17 protein-coding genes are annotated in these 14,880 nt (G+C 55.5%); 12 read left to right on the top strand and 5 right to left on the bottom strand.

Features of this window, described 5'->3' with window-relative positions:
- Positions 1-20: 20 nt before the first annotated feature.
- Positions 21-767 carry a bifunctional NADP-dependent 3-hydroxy acid dehydrogenase/3-hydroxypropionate dehydrogenase YdfG gene (gene ydfG, locus F7Q90_RS04070; RefSeq protein ID WP_006119216.1) on the top strand — a complete coding sequence of 249 codons (747 nt, stop codon included), beginning with the start codon at positions 21-23 and terminating at the stop codon, positions 765-767.
- A 28-nt stretch (positions 768-795) separates the two neighbouring features.
- Here ydfG and F7Q90_RS04065 read toward each other — a convergent pair whose 3' ends face one another.
- Complete coding sequence (locus tag F7Q90_RS04065; RefSeq protein WP_044242046.1) at positions 796-1,122, bottom strand: YnfA family protein; 327 nt, start codon at positions 1,120-1,122, stop codon at positions 796-798.
- A 132-nt stretch (positions 1,123-1,254) separates the two neighbouring features.
- Here F7Q90_RS04065 and F7Q90_RS04060 point away from each other — a divergent pair, with 132 nt between their 5' ends.
- Together F7Q90_RS04060 and F7Q90_RS04055 are read left to right on the top strand one after the other, a co-directional pair.
- Positions 1,255-1,578 (top strand): DUF1283 family protein, encoded by a 324-nt coding sequence (locus tag F7Q90_RS04060; RefSeq protein ID WP_006119218.1) that lies wholly within the window; start codon positions 1,255-1,257, stop codon positions 1,576-1,578.
- A 45-nt stretch (positions 1,579-1,623) separates the two neighbouring features.
- Positions 1,624-1,920, top strand: a complete 297-nt coding sequence (locus F7Q90_RS04055) for a DUF1161 domain-containing protein (RefSeq protein ID WP_006119220.1) — start codon at positions 1,624-1,626, stop codon at positions 1,918-1,920.
- 90 nt (positions 1,921-2,010) lie between these two features.
- On the opposite strand, the gene F7Q90_RS04050 is transcribed toward F7Q90_RS04055, so the two are convergent.
- On the bottom strand, positions 2,011-3,474 hold the full coding sequence (locus tag F7Q90_RS04050; RefSeq protein ID WP_006119221.1) for an MDR family MFS transporter: 1,464 nt from the start codon (positions 3,472-3,474) through the stop codon (positions 2,011-2,013).
- A gap of 377 nt (positions 3,475-3,851) precedes the next feature.
- Here F7Q90_RS04050 and F7Q90_RS04045 point away from each other — a divergent pair, with 377 nt between their 5' ends.
- The 4 genes from F7Q90_RS04045 to osmV are packed head-to-tail and all read left to right on the top strand — an operon-like array spanning position 3,852 to position 7,287.
- The gene (locus tag F7Q90_RS04045) at positions 3,852-4,568 is read left to right on the top strand and encodes an ABC transporter permease (protein ID WP_006119222.1); all 717 of its coding nucleotides are present in this window, start codon (positions 3,852-3,854) and stop codon (positions 4,566-4,568) included.
- Between the two features lie 14 nt (positions 4,569-4,582).
- Positions 4,583-5,494 (top strand): glycine betaine ABC transporter substrate-binding protein, encoded by a 912-nt coding sequence (locus F7Q90_RS04040; RefSeq protein WP_006119223.1) that lies wholly within the window; start codon positions 4,583-4,585, stop codon positions 5,492-5,494.
- A 9-nt stretch (positions 5,495-5,503) separates the two neighbouring features.
- The gene (gene osmW, locus F7Q90_RS04035; protein ID WP_006119224.1) at positions 5,504-6,151 is read left to right on the top strand and encodes an osmoprotectant ABC transporter permease OsmW; all 648 of its coding nucleotides are present in this window, start codon (positions 5,504-5,506) and stop codon (positions 6,149-6,151) included.
- Positions 6,151-7,287 (top strand): osmoprotectant ABC transporter ATP-binding protein OsmV, encoded by a 1,137-nt coding sequence (osmV, locus tag F7Q90_RS04030; RefSeq protein ID WP_006119226.1) that lies wholly within the window; start codon positions 6,151-6,153, stop codon positions 7,285-7,287. The genes osmW and osmV overlap by 1 nt, the downstream gene beginning before the upstream one ends.
- A gap of 109 nt (positions 7,288-7,396) precedes the next feature.
- Here the strand turns inward: osmV and bioD are convergent, their stop codons facing one another.
- The 3 genes from bioD to F7Q90_RS04015 all read right to left on the bottom strand — a co-directional run bounded on the left by bioD (position 7,397) and on the right by F7Q90_RS04015 (position 10,449).
- Positions 7,397-8,095, bottom strand: coding sequence for a dethiobiotin synthase (gene bioD / locus F7Q90_RS04025; protein ID WP_006119227.1), 699 nt, complete (start codon positions 8,093-8,095; stop codon positions 7,397-7,399).
- Between the two features lie 115 nt (positions 8,096-8,210).
- On the bottom strand, positions 8,211-9,428 hold the full coding sequence (gene mlc / locus F7Q90_RS04020) for a sugar metabolism global transcriptional regulator Mlc (RefSeq protein WP_006119228.1): 1,218 nt from the start codon (positions 9,426-9,428) through the stop codon (positions 8,211-8,213).
- Between the two features lie 118 nt (positions 9,429-9,546).
- Positions 9,547-10,449 carry a LysR family transcriptional regulator gene (locus tag F7Q90_RS04015; protein WP_006119229.1) on the bottom strand — a complete coding sequence of 301 codons (903 nt, stop codon included), beginning with the start codon at positions 10,447-10,449 and terminating at the stop codon, positions 9,547-9,549.
- 98 nt (positions 10,450-10,547) lie between these two features.
- Here F7Q90_RS04015 and F7Q90_RS04010 point away from each other — a divergent pair, with 98 nt between their 5' ends.
- The 5 genes from F7Q90_RS04010 (at position 10,548) to F7Q90_RS03990 (ending at position 14,860) form a co-directional block, all read left to right on the top strand.
- Positions 10,548-11,795 (top strand): MFS transporter, encoded by a 1,248-nt coding sequence (locus F7Q90_RS04010; RefSeq protein ID WP_006119230.1) that lies wholly within the window; start codon positions 10,548-10,550, stop codon positions 11,793-11,795.
- Positions 11,796-11,959: 164 nt separating this feature from the next.
- The gene (locus F7Q90_RS04005) at positions 11,960-12,217 is read left to right on the top strand and encodes a hypothetical protein (RefSeq protein WP_006119231.1); all 258 of its coding nucleotides are present in this window, start codon (positions 11,960-11,962) and stop codon (positions 12,215-12,217) included.
- Positions 12,218-12,420: 203 nt separating this feature from the next.
- A complete protein-coding gene (cybB, locus tag F7Q90_RS04000) occupies positions 12,421-12,966 on the top strand; it encodes a cytochrome b561 (RefSeq protein ID WP_006119234.1) in 546 nt (181 codons plus the stop codon).
- Positions 12,967-13,131: 165 nt separating this feature from the next.
- Positions 13,132-14,316 carry a sugar transporter gene (locus tag F7Q90_RS03995; protein WP_006119235.1) on the top strand — a complete coding sequence of 395 codons (1,185 nt, stop codon included), beginning with the start codon at positions 13,132-13,134 and terminating at the stop codon, positions 14,314-14,316.
- A gap of 220 nt (positions 14,317-14,536) precedes the next feature.
- On the top strand, positions 14,537-14,860 hold the full coding sequence (locus F7Q90_RS03990; protein WP_006119236.1) for a hypothetical protein: 324 nt from the start codon (positions 14,537-14,539) through the stop codon (positions 14,858-14,860).
- Positions 14,861-14,880: the final 20 nt, after the last annotated feature.

Here is a 14,880-nt window from a genome sequence, read left to right as displayed (position 1 = left end):
AACGGAATAAGGGAAACACGATGATTATTTTTGTTACGGGGGCAACGGCAGGATTTGGTCAGAGCATTACCCGCCGGTTCATCGAAACAGGACACAAAGTGATCGCAAGCGGCCGTCGCGCAGAACGTCTGAAAGCGCTGAAAGACGCGTTGGGCGACAACCTGTATACGGTGCAACTGGATGTGCGTAACCGGGCCGCCATTGAAGAGGCAATTGCACACCTCCCAGCAGAATGGCGCGACATTGATGTGCTGGTCAATAACGCGGGTCTGGCATTAGGCATTGAACCGGCGCACCGGGCAGATGTGAATGACTGGGAAAATATGATCGATACCAACACGAAGGGGCTGGTGTATATGACGCGCGCCGTCTTGCCTGCGATGGTTGAGCGCAACGTCGGTCATATCATTAATATCGGGTCGATTGCCGGAAGCTGGCCCTATGCGGGCGGTAACGTGTATGGGGCCACCAAAGCCTTTGTCCGTCAGTTCAGCCTGAACCTGCGCACCGATTTGCACGGCACCGCCCTGCGCGTAACGGATATTGAGCCAGGCCTGGTTGGCGGCACCGAATTCTCTAACGTGCGCTTTAAAGGCGACGATGACAAGGCTGATAAGGTTTATGAGGGCGCGACGGCACTGACGCCGGAAGATGTGACTGAAGCGGTTTACTGGGTGGCAACCCTGCCTGAACACGTCAACATCAACACCCTGGAAATGATGCCCGTCAGCCAGACGCTGGCAGGCCTTAAAGTGCATAAACCCTGATTAAGAGGCCAGCCCTCGGGCTGGCTTTTTACGCTTTGCCCCAGCCCAGCACGATAATCAACATGCCGCTGAACGCAATCAGCGCACCACTCCAGTCCCAGATACTCAGCTTCACCCCGTCTACGATGCGCAACCAGACCAGCGCCGTGAGAACATAAACGCCGCCGTAAGCCGCGTATACGCGCCCACTTGCCGCCGGATGGAGCGTCAGCAGCCAGACAAACAGCGTGAGACTCAGTGCGGCAGGCACTAACAGCCAGGCCGACGCGCCCTTTTTCAGCCACAGCCAGGGCAAAAAACAGCCTGTGATCTCTGCCAGGGCGGTAATAAAAAACAGTAATGCAGTCTTGATCAGCACGTTAATCTCTCAGGCAGGTAAACGACATGCACACTGCTGGTGAGCATCTGAGCGGCAATGGTATACTATTGCGCACAGGCTGCAAAAGTTTACCCACAGGTAAGCCCGTGTTAACTGAAGGATATTACGATGAAAAAATTGCTTCCGGTTCTGATGGTGGCCCTGCTTTCTGTCACGGCATTTGGCGTGAGTGCAAACACCGATCGCCTGATAATTGAAAATGGCAGTAGCGCGCTGAATAATGAAGCGGCCCGTCAGAGTAAAGAGCAGTGGAATGACACGCACATGCTGCGCAATAAAGTGAACCGCCGGGTGGAAAAAGAGTTTGATAAAGCGGACCGCGCGTTTGATACCCGCGACAAGTGTGAGCAGAGCGCTAACCTGAACGCCTACTGGGAACCCAACACGTTGCGCTGTCTGGATCGCCGCACCGGTCGTCCGGTACTGCCGTAATTTTCAGCTATAGTAATGACTGACGCATGACAAAAGGAAAAGGTTATGAAGATGAAGCATGCATTACTGACAGTGACGTTTTTGGCATTCCCGCTGCTGGCGCAGGCCTCCTGTGAATCCGTAAAAGCGGATATCAGCCAGAAAATTATCCAGAACGGTGTGCCCGAATCAGGCTTTAGTCTGGATGTGGTGCCCAACGATCAGGCCGACCAGGCGGTCGGACAGGTTGTCGGTCATTGCGATAACGACACACAGAAAATCGTTTATAAAAAGCTGGGTCGCGATGACGGGGCGGCGGTCCCTGACAGCGCGGGTAGCTCGCAGGACACCTCAACGCAGTAACGCTCAGGGCGACATTGTTGCCCTTCTCTTTTTTTCGTTTTCTCTCCTGTTCCCGTCCGAATCGCACCCTGACGACTAAACGGTCCGGTATCAGTCGGCCTGTTGCGGCTGCTGACGCGGCATTTTTCCAGCGACCCACATCGCCGATAACGCGATAACCAACGCCACGATAAACACCCAGTGCAGTGAGGCAGCAATCGCCTGTAACAGGTGCTGCAGCTCATCCGGGGCCAACTGGTCGCGGGTTGTCTGCGACATAATTTGCTGCACCGGATCCTCTGCATGTGGCAACCGCCACTGCAGGTTGAGGTTTAGCACGGCGCCCATCACCGCCGTTCCCAGCGCGGAGCCAATCATACGGCTGAACATTACCGACGCCGTGCAAATACCGCGAATGCCATATTCGGCATGATTCTGCACAGACACCAGAAACGTCGTGCTGGTCATCCCCATGCCGGTGCCGATGAGGAATGAGGTGAAGCCCGCCTGCAGTAGCGAACTTTCTCTGTGTAACAGCAGCAGTAAGGCGCTGCCTGCAATTAACAATATTGCGCCCAGCTGGGCGGTAAAACGATAGGAAGTGAACAGCATCAGGCGGCCACTGACCGTACTGGCCAGCGGCCAGCCGATGGACATCATCGCCAGCGCGGTGCCGGCCTGAAGTGGCGAACCGCCCGTGACGCCCTGTATCCATGTCGGTAAAAACGCGCTGACGCCCATCATGGTCGCCCCAATCACCAGGTTGCCTATATTGCCGGCAATAATCAGCTTACTCTGCCAGAGACGCATCGGAAACAGGGGCGCCTGTGCCTGCTGTTCATGGCGGGTTAACTGCCAGCCGGCCAGCCCGCCCACAAGTAAAAACAACAGGAGCCAGTAGCCCAGTTGTTCTGCCTGTAACAGGGCAATCAGTACGGCGCTGATGCACAGCGTCAGCCAGCCACTGCCAATCAGATTCAGTGACGGGGCCGGATGTTTCTGTGGATGTGTTGGCAGCAGGATGGCCAGCAACAGCATACTGATGATGCCAATCGGGACATTGACCCAGAAAATCACCGACCAGTTGAAGTGCTGGACCAGCCACGCGCCCGAGAGCGGCCCGACAATCGCCGCCACGCCCCAGACGCTGGACAGCCAGCCCTGCACGCTGGCCCGCTCACGGGGGGAATAGATATCGGCCACAATCGTGGACGTCAGCGGCATGATGGCCCCCGCGCCCAGGCCCTGAAAGGCGCGGAACACGATGAGCCAAAACATGCTGTGCGCAAAGCCGCATAACACCGACCCTGCCAAAAAAAGCGTGATGCCCAGAAACAGCATCCTCTTTCTGCCCCACAGATCCGCCAGGCGCCCATAAAGCGGTACGCTTATGGCCTGCGTCAGCAGGTAAACCGAAAATACCCAGCCAAAATGCGCAAAGCCCCCCAGCTCGGCGACAATTGTTGGCATCGCGGTGGCCACAATAGTGACTTCGATGGCGGCCATAAACATGGCGAGCATGCAGGCGAAAAGAATCCAGTTGCGGCGCAGCGGCGCGGAAGTGCTGTTGATCATGATGCTCCCTTTTTGCGTTCCCTAAGGCTAGCGCAAATCTGCGCGTCCAGGAATCAATTCAGTGCTTTTGTGACGTTGTCACCTAAATTGGGGCGAATCAGGTAGTTTCGCTGTTAAACCAGTTGTAGTAAGGGCTGCGGCGATTTTGCCCCCATGCTATCTCCATGATTTTACCGATAAAAGCTGGCGCGCTTCGCTTGACGTTGCTATAGGTTTAAAACTGCGTTGACTGTGATTAACGAAATTACGCAGAAATTCGCAAACGTTTTACACGTTTAACAATCGGCATGGTTTTGGACGCGGCGGCCCTTTTTGTGGCGTCTGTCATGTCGGTTCAGGGTTTGATAACACCAGATTGGTCTACAGGGAGAATCCGTATGCATAACGCTTCGCTGGCCAAACGTGCCGGTCTGGCGCTGCTTGCTGTGATAGCAGTGTTGGGCGCACTGGTTTGGGGGCTGGGCTGGGATACACTGGTCGCCCGCCGCGTTGATCTCATCTATCTTGGCCAACAGCACCTGTTTTTAGTGTTCTGGTCAATGCTGTTTGCCCTGCTGGTCGGTATTCCCAGTGGGATCCTGCTAAGCCGTCCCTTTGCCCGTCGCTGGGCAGAATATGTCATGCAAATCTTTAACGTGGGCAATACGTTGCCGCCGCTGGCCGTACTGGCGCTGGCCATGGTGGTGATCGGCATTGGCGATAAGCCGGCGCTGTTTGCCCTGTTCCTGGCCTCGCTGCTCCCCATTGTCCGCAACACCTATGCCGGACTGAGCGCCGTTCCGCCCTCACTGATTGAAGCCGCTAACGGTATCGGCATGACAAAATGGCAACGCCTGCGTCAGGTTGAGCTGCCGAATGCGCTGCCGGTCATTCTGGCAGGGGTGCGCATTGCGACAGCCATTAACGTTGGCACCGCCCCGCTTGCCTTCCTGATTGGTGCCAGCAGCTTTGGCGAGCTGATTTTTCCGGGGATTTACCTCAATGACTTCCCGGTCCTGATTCTGGGCGCGGTGGCAACGGCGTTAGTGGCCCTGATACTGGATATGTTGCTGGCGACGTTAGGCCGTTATCTGAGTCCGCACGCTGCGGCATAAAACAGGAGTTGATGATGCTTACGCGTTGGATTAAGCACTGTACGCTGGCCCTGACGGCGACGCTGGCGCTCAGCCAGAGCGTTCAGGCTGCCGCCCCGCTGGTGCTGGCGACGAAAAGTTTTACGGAACAACACATCCTTTCTGCCATGACCGTGATGTGGCTGCAAAAGAAAGGGTTTCAGGTTATCCCAAAACGCAACATTGCCACGACAATCAGTCGAAATGCCATGCTTAACAAGCAAATCGACATGACGTGGGAATATACCGGTACCTCACTGATTATTTTCAACCATATCAACAAGCCCATGTCCTCACAGGAAGCTTACCAGACCGTTAAAAATCTGGATGGCAGGCTGGGTCTGATCTGGCTTAATCCAGCCCCGATGAACAACACCTATGCTTTTGCCATGCAGCGGGCGCGGGCGGATAAAGAAGGTATTTCTACCCTGTCGCAACTGGTGGCCAAAATTGATCAGGTGCGCAAAACCGACCCGAAACATAATTGGCGACTGGGGCTGGATCTGGAGTTCTATGGCCGTTCGGATGGGATGAAGCCGCTGCAGAAGACCTACAACCTCACGCTGGACAGACCGCAAATTCGTCAGATGGACCCGGGTCTGGTGTACAACGCGATCCGCGACGGTTTTGTTGATGCGGGCTTGATTTACACCACGGATGGGCGCGTAAAAGGATTCGATCTCAAGGTGCTGCAAGATGATAAGCACTTCTTCCCCAGCTACAACGTGACGCCGGTCGTACGCAAAGATGTGCTGGAGAGCCATCCCGGCCTTGAGGCGGCGCTGAATCAGCTTTCACCGCTGATTACGGATGAGGCCATCACCGAGATGAACAAGCGCGTGGATATCGATCATCAGTCACCGGAACAGGTGGCGCGCGATTTCCTTCAATCCAAAAACATGCTGTAAGGAGGCATCGTGGATACCCTTCATTACATCATTGATAACTGGAATAACCTGCTCACGCTGACCTGGCAGCATACCTGGCTGGTGCTGGTCGCTGTGGGCTGCGCCATTCTGGCCGGCGTGCCGCTGGGCATTTTAATTGTCCGCATTAAATGGCTGGCCACGCCGGTACTGGGCATCGCCACCATCGTGTTGACCATTCCGACCATCGCCCTGTTTGGTCTGATGATCCCGCTGTTTTCGCTGATCGGTCAGGGAATCGGTGCGGTGCCTGCCATCACGGCGGTGTTCCTGTATTCCCTGCTGCCGATTGTACGTAATACCCATACCGCGCTGGAAAACCTGCCGGATGGCTTGCGTGAGGCCGGTCGGGGCATTGGGATGACGTTCTGGCAGCGTCTGCGCTGGGTTGAGATCCCTATGGCCCTGCCCGTCATTTTTGGCGGTATCCGCACCGCCGTCGTGATGAATGTCGGCGTTATGGCCATCGCGGCGGTGATCGGTGCGGGCGGACTTGGCCTGCTCCTGCTTGATGGCATCAGCGGAAGTGACGTGCGCATGCTGATTGCCGGCGCACTGATGATTTGCCTGCTGGCGATTGTTCTTGACTGGCTGCTGCACCGTTTGCAGCTGGCGCTGACTCCTAAGGGAATTCGATAATGATAAAACTTGAAAATCTGACGAAAACCTTCAGCCAGAAAAATGGCACGCTGATGAAAGCGGTGGACAATGTAAGTCTTGAGGTGCCGGCGGGCGAAATGTGCGTACTGCTGGGCCCTTCCGGCTGTGGGAAAACGACCACACTGAAAATGATTAACCGCCTGATTCCGGCCACCAGCGGACGTATTCTCATCAACGGTGAGGACACCAACACCCAGGACACGACCACGCTGCGCCGCAATATTGGCTACGTTATTCAGCAAATTGGTTTGTTTCCTAACATGACGATTGAGGAAAACATTACCGTTGTGCCGCGCATGCTCGGTTGGGACAAAAAACAGTGCCGTGAGCGGGCCACCGAATTAATGAGCATGGTGGCACTGGATCCCACGAAATTTCTGCATCGCTATCCGCGTGAAATGTCGGGCGGGCAACAGCAGCGTATAGGCGTTATTCGCGCGCTGGCGGCGGATCCGCCGGTTTTGCTGATGGATGAACCTTTTGGTGCGGTGGACCCGATTAACCGTGAAGTCATCCAGAATGAGTTCCTGGATATGCAGCGTCAGTTAAAGAAAACGGTCATGCTGGTCAGCCACGATATTGACGAGGCGCTGAAACTTGGCGATCGCATCGCCGTATTTGGCCAGGGCAAAATCGTGCAGTGCGCCAGCCCGGACGAATTACTGGCGACGCCAGCGAATGATTTTGTCGGGTCGTTTGTCGGTCAGGACCGCACTCTGAAACGTCTGCTGCTGGTGCAGGCGGGTGATGTGACCGATCAGCAACCGACCATCACGGTGAAACGTTCGACGCCACTGATGGATGCGTTCAGCACTATGGACGATAACGATATGCGTTCCATTACCGTCGTGGACGACGATGGTAAACCGCTCGGGTTTGTTAAACGTCGCGAGGCGCGTAGCGCCAGCGGTCGCTGTGAGGATATCCTGCACACCTTCCGGGTAACCGGCAAAGCCGAGGAGAACCTGCGCGTGGTGCTGTCAAAGCTGTATGAACACAACACGGTGTGGATGCCGATTGTGGATGAAGAAGGCCGTTACAGCGGGGAAATTTCGCAGGATTATATCGCGGACTACCTCAGTTCCGGCCGTACGCGTCGCCGTCTGAATCCCTGAAAAATCAGGGCCGCACCCCGGTTGCGGCCCTTTTCCATCGAGCGGGTTTCGTGTTTCGCATCCTGTGTCACTGTCTTTCTTATTAGCGTGTGTTTTCAGATGAAGGGCGTCAGGCTATTTTCGCCTTTGCAACCGGCAGCTTGTCGGCATCGAGCAGGGAGATATCCAGGTAGCGGGACACATCACGCTGCTCAACACGTGGCAAATAGGGCAACTCACCCAACAGCGGCGCAGGAAGCTTGTCAAGCAGGACTGAAATGATCTCCGCATAGTGCGCCAGCCCCGGATTGATCCGGTTTGCCACCCAGCCTGCCAGCGGTAAGCCATCACCCAGAATAGCCTCAGCCGTCAGCAACGCATGGCTGATGCAGCCCGTTTTAATCCCCACGACCAGGATCACCGGCAACTGTTGTTCCACCACCCAGGCCGATAACGGCTGGGCATCATTCATCAGGCTGCGCCAGCCTCCTGTGCCCTCAACCACGACGCGATCGGCCAGTTGATGCAGGTTCTTTAACCCCTGACTGATTCGCGCATAGTTAACCTCACAAGGCGGATAACCCCCGATTTCTTCTTTTTCGAAAATAACGGGATTCACAGCCTGATAAGGCAACGTCATGGACGAGGCGCTTTGTAAAAACAACGCATCTTTATTTCTCAGGCCCTCTTCCGTTTTGACACCACAACGGGCAACAGGCTTGTAGCCTGCGGCACTGAAACCGGCCTGAATAAAACTCTGTAACAGGGCGCGCGACACAACGGTTTTTCCCACTTCGGTATCTGTTCCCGCAATAAATAGCGTTTTCACTCGACGTCTCCTTCACCAGCGGTTTCGACTCATCGGCGATGAGTCTTTCGTGCGAACAGACATTCTAAGGAAGGAAAAGCACAGGCAGATTGCGTTAGCGCAAGGTTAGTGTTGCTTAACCTTGTAGTAACTTCACTAACAGGTAACCGCTATAGAGCGAATCTTTAATGAGCGCCGCCGCACCGAGTGTGCCAGGCTCAGTAAACTCAGTAGGTGCAAGCTGAATGCCTGCGCTGTAAGCCGGTAACGACTGCTGATGAATGGTGTTTTGTACCGCCGGGAACAGGATGTCCGCCGCCTGATTTAGCGGTGAACCGATAAGAATATGTTGAGGATTGAAGATGTTTACCATCATGCCAAGCAGCCTGCCCACATGATGCCCTACCGTGGCGATGGCATCGCGGGCCAGCCTGTCACCCGCCCGGGCCGCCTCACAGACCGCCTCCAGCGTTAAGGTTTGATGATGTAACAGGCTGTCGGGCTGTCCTGGCAGACGCTGAGCAACAAGGGCCAGCAGACTGCCGGTACTGGCCACCGTTTCCAGGCAGCCATGATTCCCGCAGTAACATTGCTGACCATAGGGATCGACCTGCGTATGGCCCACTTCGACCAGCGCACGTCCGCTTTTGTGCAGTAACTGTCCGTCCGTGATCACGCCCGCCCCCACGGTTTCATCAATGACAATCTGAATGACATCCTGCGCACCGCGCGATGCGCCAAACAGGGACTCTGCCAATGTCCAGGCCGAGATATCATGCTGGATAAACACCGGCAGGCCGGTTCGGGCCGCCAGGGTGCTGCCCAGTGGCATATCATGGCAGTTATAACCGGGTAACCGGTGCACCACGCCTGATGCGACGTTGATCAGCCCCGGCAACGTGATAGCAATGGCGGTCAGCCTTTCCAGCCGCTTTTGATGGCGGATAAAAAACGCATCAACATGGTCGGTCAGTGTGGTCAGTAAGGATTGGGTGGGATCATCCGGGAGGGGCAAATGGTCTTCAACCAGCGCCCTGCTGCTCAAATCGCGAAGCGTCAGGGTTAATGTGCCACGGTGCAGGCGAAGGGCCAGGTAGTGCCAGGCCTCCGTGTCCAGAATTAACCCGATAGCGGGACGACCACGCGCGCCCGGATCCTGAAATTCGGTTTCCTGAACCAGATGGGCATCCAGCATTTCCCGGACAATTTTGGTAATACTGGCTGGGGCTAACTGGGCGCGCCTGGACAATTCAATGCGCGAGACGGGGCCATGCTGATCAATTAATCGGTAAACGACGCCAGCATTGATTTGTTTAATTTGGTCAATATGGCCAGGTTGGCTGTCCGAACTCACACCCTGCTCCGGTTATTTTCGCGCTTCTAAATAAATATCCGCTATGGTGCGGCAGATTCACCTTTTGCGGCAAATATTTGCTTAGATATGTGATTTATCACACATAATTTTTCCGCCTTTAGCGAGAGCGTTCGTTTTCCCGCCGCAACAGCGCCATCATATGGGCCATCTGCACGCTCATTTCCCGTTGCGCAGACCAGACCAGCCACATTTCCGAAAGTGCATCCGGTTCCTCAAGCGGCAGCCAGACGACATTCGTCAGGCGGGCATGGCTGAACGATGCCGGTAAAATAGACACGCCTAAACCGGTCGCGACCAGACCGAGAATTGTCATCGCCTCGCCCACTTCCTGAGTGATATAGGGTTTGATCTGATAGCGTTGCAGTAAATCGAGTATTTCGCTGTAAAGCGCCGTTCCCACCTGCGGATCGAAAAAGACAAAAGGCTCACTGGCCAGCGCCTGTAAAGAAATCTTCCCGGCGGACGCCAGCGGATGGGCTTTGTGCACCACCGCGCATAGCGGCTCCTGTAATAGCAGTTGATGATGCAGATCGGCAGGCAGCGGCGTGTTGCGCATCACACCCAAATCGAGTTTCCCTTCATGGAGCGGCGTCAGCTGCTGCCGGGTATTGATTTCCTGCATCTGAACATGAACATCAGGCCAGCGCTGGCGAAACAGGTAGAGCGCATCCGAGACGACACCAATAAAAGCGGCAGAGGAGGTAAAGCCGATGCGCAGTTCCCCTTCTTCTCCCCGATGTAGTCGTGCCGCACGCTGGGTCGCCTGCTCAACCTGCAACAGAATGGCGCGCGCATCCTGCAAAAATTGTTGCCCGGCCGGCGTGAGCTGCACGCTGCGGTTGGTGCGGTTAAACAGCTGCGCCCCGGTTTCTGCCTCAAGGTGCATGATTTGCTGACTGAGCGGCGGCTGAGAAATATGCAGCCGTTGCGCCGCGCGGCCAAAATGCAGCTCTTCTGCAACGGCAATAAAATAACGAAGGTGACGCAGCTCGATATTCATAGGTTAAAAATATTATTTGAGATTATTAATATATTAGACAACCTAATCCGCTTTTCCTAGCCTTACGTTATTCGTTGTTTTTACTCATAAGGATTACTGTGAATCGCTCTTCATCGGCTGTCGCCCTGGACAGAAATGTGGCGCAGCAGCCTGCATCACCTTCTCAGGCGTGGATCGTGCGCGGCACTCCGCCCTTTATGCGCGTGACACTGGCGCTGTTTTCGGCCGGGCTGGCCACCTTTGCACTGCTGTATTGTGTGCAGCCGCTGCTGCCGGTCCTCTCTGCACAGTTTGGCGTGTCGCCGGCCGCCAGCAGTATTTCCCTGTCGGTCTCCACCGCGACACTGGCGCTGGGCTTACTGATTACCGGCCCCTTGTCCGATGCTGTCGGTCGCAAATCTGTCATGGTCACCGCGCTGATGCTGGCTTCCGTCTGCACGCTGATTTCGGCCACCATGACAAGCTGGCACGGAATTCTGCTGATGCGGGCGCTTATTGGCCTGTCGCTCAGCGGTGTAGCGGCCGTCGGGATGACTTATCTCAGTGAAGAAATCCATCCCAGCGTAGTCGCCTTTTCGATGGGGCTGTATATCAGCGGAAATTCGATTGGCGGGATGAGCGGTCGCCTGATCAGCGGCGTATTAACCGACTTTTTCTCCTGGCGCGTCGCCATTGCCGCCATTGGCTGTTTTGCCCTGGCGGCCGCCCTGATGTTCTGGAAAATTTTGCCCGCCTCGCGGCATTTTCACCCGACATCCCTGCGCCCCCGCCATCTGGCCATTAACTTTCGCCTGCACTGGCGCGACGCGGGCCTGCCATTGCTGTTCGCGGAAGGCTTACTGCTGATGGGGGCGTTCGTCACCCTGTTTAACTATATCGGCTATCGGCTGCTGGGTGCGCCGTGGCATTTAAGCCAGGCCGTGGTGGGACTGCTGTCCGTGGTTTACCTGACCGGTTCGTGGAGTTCGCCCAAAGCCGGCGCGTTAACCAGTCGATATGGCCGGGGGCCGGTGATGCTGGGCGCAACGCTTATCATGCTGACGGGCCTGCTCCTGACCGCCTTTCATGCCTTGGTTCTGATCTTTATCGGGATGATGCTGTTCAGTGCTGGCTTTTTCGCCGCACACTCCGTGGCCAGCGGCTGGATTGGGCCACGCGCGCGTCGCGCAAAAGGCCAGGCGTCTTCACTGTATCTGTTCAGTTATTATGTGGGGTCCAGCGTGGCGGGTACGGCAGGGGGCTTTTTCTGGCATCAGTTTGGCTGGCCGGGCATCACCGTGTTTATCTCTACCCTGCTGCTGCTGGCCCTGGCGGTCGCGTGGCGGCTGCATCAACGCAAACTCTAGCAAAACTTAACAAATTTTCCGGGCACAATGCGGCCCGGAAAATCCGCTGTACAAGAATTGTCCGTATTATCAGTATCATTGCTAACTACCGGTGTTTCCCCGCTATAATCGGTTTAATCCCAAAGATTAATGCCATCTTTGAATTCACTGTTAGGGGAGACCTCATGGCGCATTACTATTACGTCAATAAACAATCCGGTTACAACGATAACCACGTGGTACACGCCAAAGGCTGTCGCTACCTTCCGGGTCTGGAAGACCGACTGTTTCTGGGCACGTTTTACTCTGCAACAGCGGCTATACAGCAGGCCCGAAAATATTATGCCAGCGCATTAGGCTGCGACGACTGTTGCCCGGTTATGTCTGCTCAAACCCCACCCCTGCATTACAGCGTTGGACTGAAGCACGGTATCGATTTCTGATCACAGCGCATGCCTTTGCGATCCCATTCAGCCGCGTTTTTCCCGAGGATGGCGGAATATCGCCGCCATCTGCCCTGTCAGCCCGCCATTCAGTTGCTGCCGACCTGCCCCTGTAGCCGTCCCGCTTTAAGTCGCCAATTCGTTAAGCATTTTGCCTTTTTTCCGTTATCTTAGAGGCCTTACTCTTCATACAGGGATTTAACATGCGTGATAAATATGCGGCGTCTCAAATTGCCCTTCACTGGCTGACCGTGCTGCTGCTGATTATTGTCTATGCCACGATGGAGCTGCGCGGTTATGTGGAACGGGGCTCCTGGCAGCGCTTTGTGATGACCGTGACACACTTTAGCGCGGGCGCAACCATTCTGGTGGTGATGCTCTCACGGTTACTGCTGAAAATTCGCCATCGCAGCCCCGCGATTACGCCCCCCGTACCGCGCTGGCAAACGGGCCTGGCACACCTGACGCACACGTTGATTTATGCCTTATTTATCAGCCTGCCGGTGCTGGGTATCGCCTCACGTTACCTGAAGGGCCGTGAGTGGTTATTATTCGGCATTCCCATGCCGGTCGCTGCGGAACCTGATTTCGATCTCTCTGATACGCTCGTCGACTGGCACGAAACCCTGGCGCCACTGGGCTACTGGCTCATCGGCTTACATGTCGCTGCAGCCCTGTTCCATCACTATGCGCTGAAGGACAATACGCTGCTGCGTATGATGCCGGGACGCGGGACGCGCCAGCCCTGATTCCCTGACGCTGCACATCGGGCTAAAAAAATCACCATAATCTGCGCCAGGTGGTTCCACCCGGCGCTTGATTCCTACACAATAGCCACTAAATTGTGACGCAGGTCACTTTCGTGGGATGATCGTTGTCATCCTCTTTTGACGCACAGACAGATTTAACTTCTCATGCCTTTAACAACTGTTTCCCGTAAAACGGCCTGGCTACGCGTGGTGCTGCTGGCCATCGCCGCTTTTGTTTTCAATACCACTGAGTTCGTACCGGTGGGTTTACTGTCGGATATTGCTGCCGGGTTTTCGATGAAAACCGCTGAAGTGGGCATTATGCTGACGATTTATGCCTGGGTGGTGGCGCTGCTGTCCCTGCCGTTAATGCTGCTGACGCGAAATGTTGAACGGCGGTTACTGCTTACGGTACTGTTTAGCCTCTTTGTAGCCAGCCATGTTCTTTCGACATTCGCCTGGAGCTTCAGTTCGTTAATCGTTTCCCGCATTGGCATTGCGCTGTCACATGCGGTGTTCTGGTCCATTACCGCCTCACTGGCCATTCGTGTGGCGCCTGCCGGTAAAAAAACGCAGGCGCTCAGTATGCTGGCAACCGGTACGGCACTGGCCATGGTGCTGGGGGTGCCCATTGGTCGCGTTGTGGGGCAGGCGCTGGGTTGGCGCACCACCTTTGGCGTGATCGGGCTGTCAGCGTTGATCCTGATGATTATGCTGGCGCGCGTCTTGCCGCGTCTGCCCAGTGAACACACCGGTTCATTAAGCAGCGTACCGCTGTTGTTCCGCCGCCCGGCCCTGGCAGGCATGTACCTGCTGGTTACACTCATTGTGACCGCGCACTATACGGCTTACAGCTATATTGAACCCTTTATGCAACTGGTGGCGAATGCCAGCGAAAGTTTTACCACCCTGCTGCTGTTACTGTTTGGTTCTGCCGGCATTTTTGGCAGTCTGCTGTTCAGTTCGCTGGGTAAACGCTTTCCCTCAGCGTTGCTGATCAGCGCCATCGCCCTGGTCACCTTATGCATGGGGCTGTTAATTTTTGCCGCCGTGCGTCCTGGCGCGATTATCACCCTCTGCGTCGTCTGGGGAATGGCGATGATGATGATTGGCCTGGCGATGCAAATCCGTGTCCTGTCACTGGCACCCGATGCCACCGACGTGGCGATGTCGCTGATGTCCGGCATTTATAACATCGGCATCGGTGCGGGCGCGTTACTGGGCAGTCAGGTGAGCGTATATATGAGCCTGTCTGACGTCGGTAACGTGGGGGCGATGATCGGCCTGGTCGCGCTGCTGTGGTGCGTGTATATTTTCCGGCGCTACCCACAGTTACGCTCTAATGGTTAACTGAAGCAGGCTTCTGCGCCTCGCAGAAGCCTGCCGATGCGTCTTCGTCTGCTATCATGCACTGCGGCACTGAACGGCCAGACGACCTGTTCCGGCGCCCGAAGGGGCAGCGCGTCAGAAAGGTGCTAAACACACCCGATAACCGCTTATATTGTCAGAGGATGCCCTTCTACCTGACTCATCCATTACATCCGTTAACCTCGAAAAAGGATCAACGTTCATGACGAGAAAGTGGTTAACGCTGTACCTGTCGCGTAGCGTCAGCCGGGTGATGTTGCAGGATCTCCAGGCCATCTTACCTGCTGAGGCGGTGAAAATTTTCACGAATGATTTAGACGACGTTCGCTACGCTACAGTAGAATGCGTGCAGGCAGAAACGACCTGCGCCTTGATTGCCTCGGCGATCATCGTCTGGCGTCAACTGGGGCATATTCATCTGCTGCTGTATACACAAGGTGAAGTGCAGCGTCAGATCACGGACGCCACGCAGTTTGAATTATTTACTTTGCTGAAGAACAACCGTGCCGCCTTGCGGCTGGCCTGACGTGGCGTAACCTCACAGGA

Origin of the sequence: Pantoea stewartii subsp. stewartii (genome assembly GCF_008801695.1) — a bacterium.
GTDB classification, from domain to species: Bacteria; Pseudomonadota; Gammaproteobacteria; order Enterobacterales; family Enterobacteriaceae; genus Pantoea; species Pantoea stewartii.
Note: the sequence above shows the minus strand (reverse complement) of the source record. Positions and strands in the feature narration are given on the sequence as shown.

Excerpts from the sequence above, each read along its gene's own strand:
- ydfG (WP_006119216.1), top strand. The coding sequence starts at position 21 with ATGATTATTTTTGTTACGGGGGCAACGGCAGGATTTGGTCAGAGCATT.
- F7Q90_RS04060 (WP_006119218.1), top strand. The coding sequence starts at position 1,255 with ATGAAAAAATTGCTTCCGGTTCTGATGGTGGCCCTGCTTTCTGTCACG.
- F7Q90_RS04055 (WP_006119220.1), top strand. The coding sequence starts at position 1,624 with ATGAAGATGAAGCATGCATTACTGACAGTGACGTTTTTGGCATTCCCG.
- F7Q90_RS04050 (WP_006119221.1), bottom strand. The coding sequence starts at position 3,474 with ATGATCAACAGCACTTCCGCGCCGCTGCGCCGCAACTGGATTCTTTTC.
- F7Q90_RS04045 (WP_006119222.1), top strand. The coding sequence starts at position 3,852 with ATGCATAACGCTTCGCTGGCCAAACGTGCCGGTCTGGCGCTGCTTGCT.
- F7Q90_RS04040 (WP_006119223.1), top strand. The coding sequence starts at position 4,583 with ATGCTTACGCGTTGGATTAAGCACTGTACGCTGGCCCTGACGGCGACG.
- osmV (WP_006119226.1), top strand. The coding sequence starts at position 6,151 with ATGATAAAACTTGAAAATCTGACGAAAACCTTCAGCCAGAAAAATGGC.
- F7Q90_RS04015 (WP_006119229.1), bottom strand. The coding sequence starts at position 10,449 with ATGAATATCGAGCTGCGTCACCTTCGTTATTTTATTGCCGTTGCAGAA.
- F7Q90_RS04005 (WP_006119231.1), top strand. The coding sequence starts at position 11,960 with ATGGCGCATTACTATTACGTCAATAAACAATCCGGTTACAACGATAAC.
- cybB (WP_006119234.1), top strand. The coding sequence starts at position 12,421 with ATGCGTGATAAATATGCGGCGTCTCAAATTGCCCTTCACTGGCTGACC.
- F7Q90_RS03995 (WP_006119235.1), top strand. The coding sequence starts at position 13,132 with ATGCCTTTAACAACTGTTTCCCGTAAAACGGCCTGGCTACGCGTGGTG.
- F7Q90_RS03990 (WP_006119236.1), top strand. The coding sequence starts at position 14,537 with ATGACGAGAAAGTGGTTAACGCTGTACCTGTCGCGTAGCGTCAGCCGG.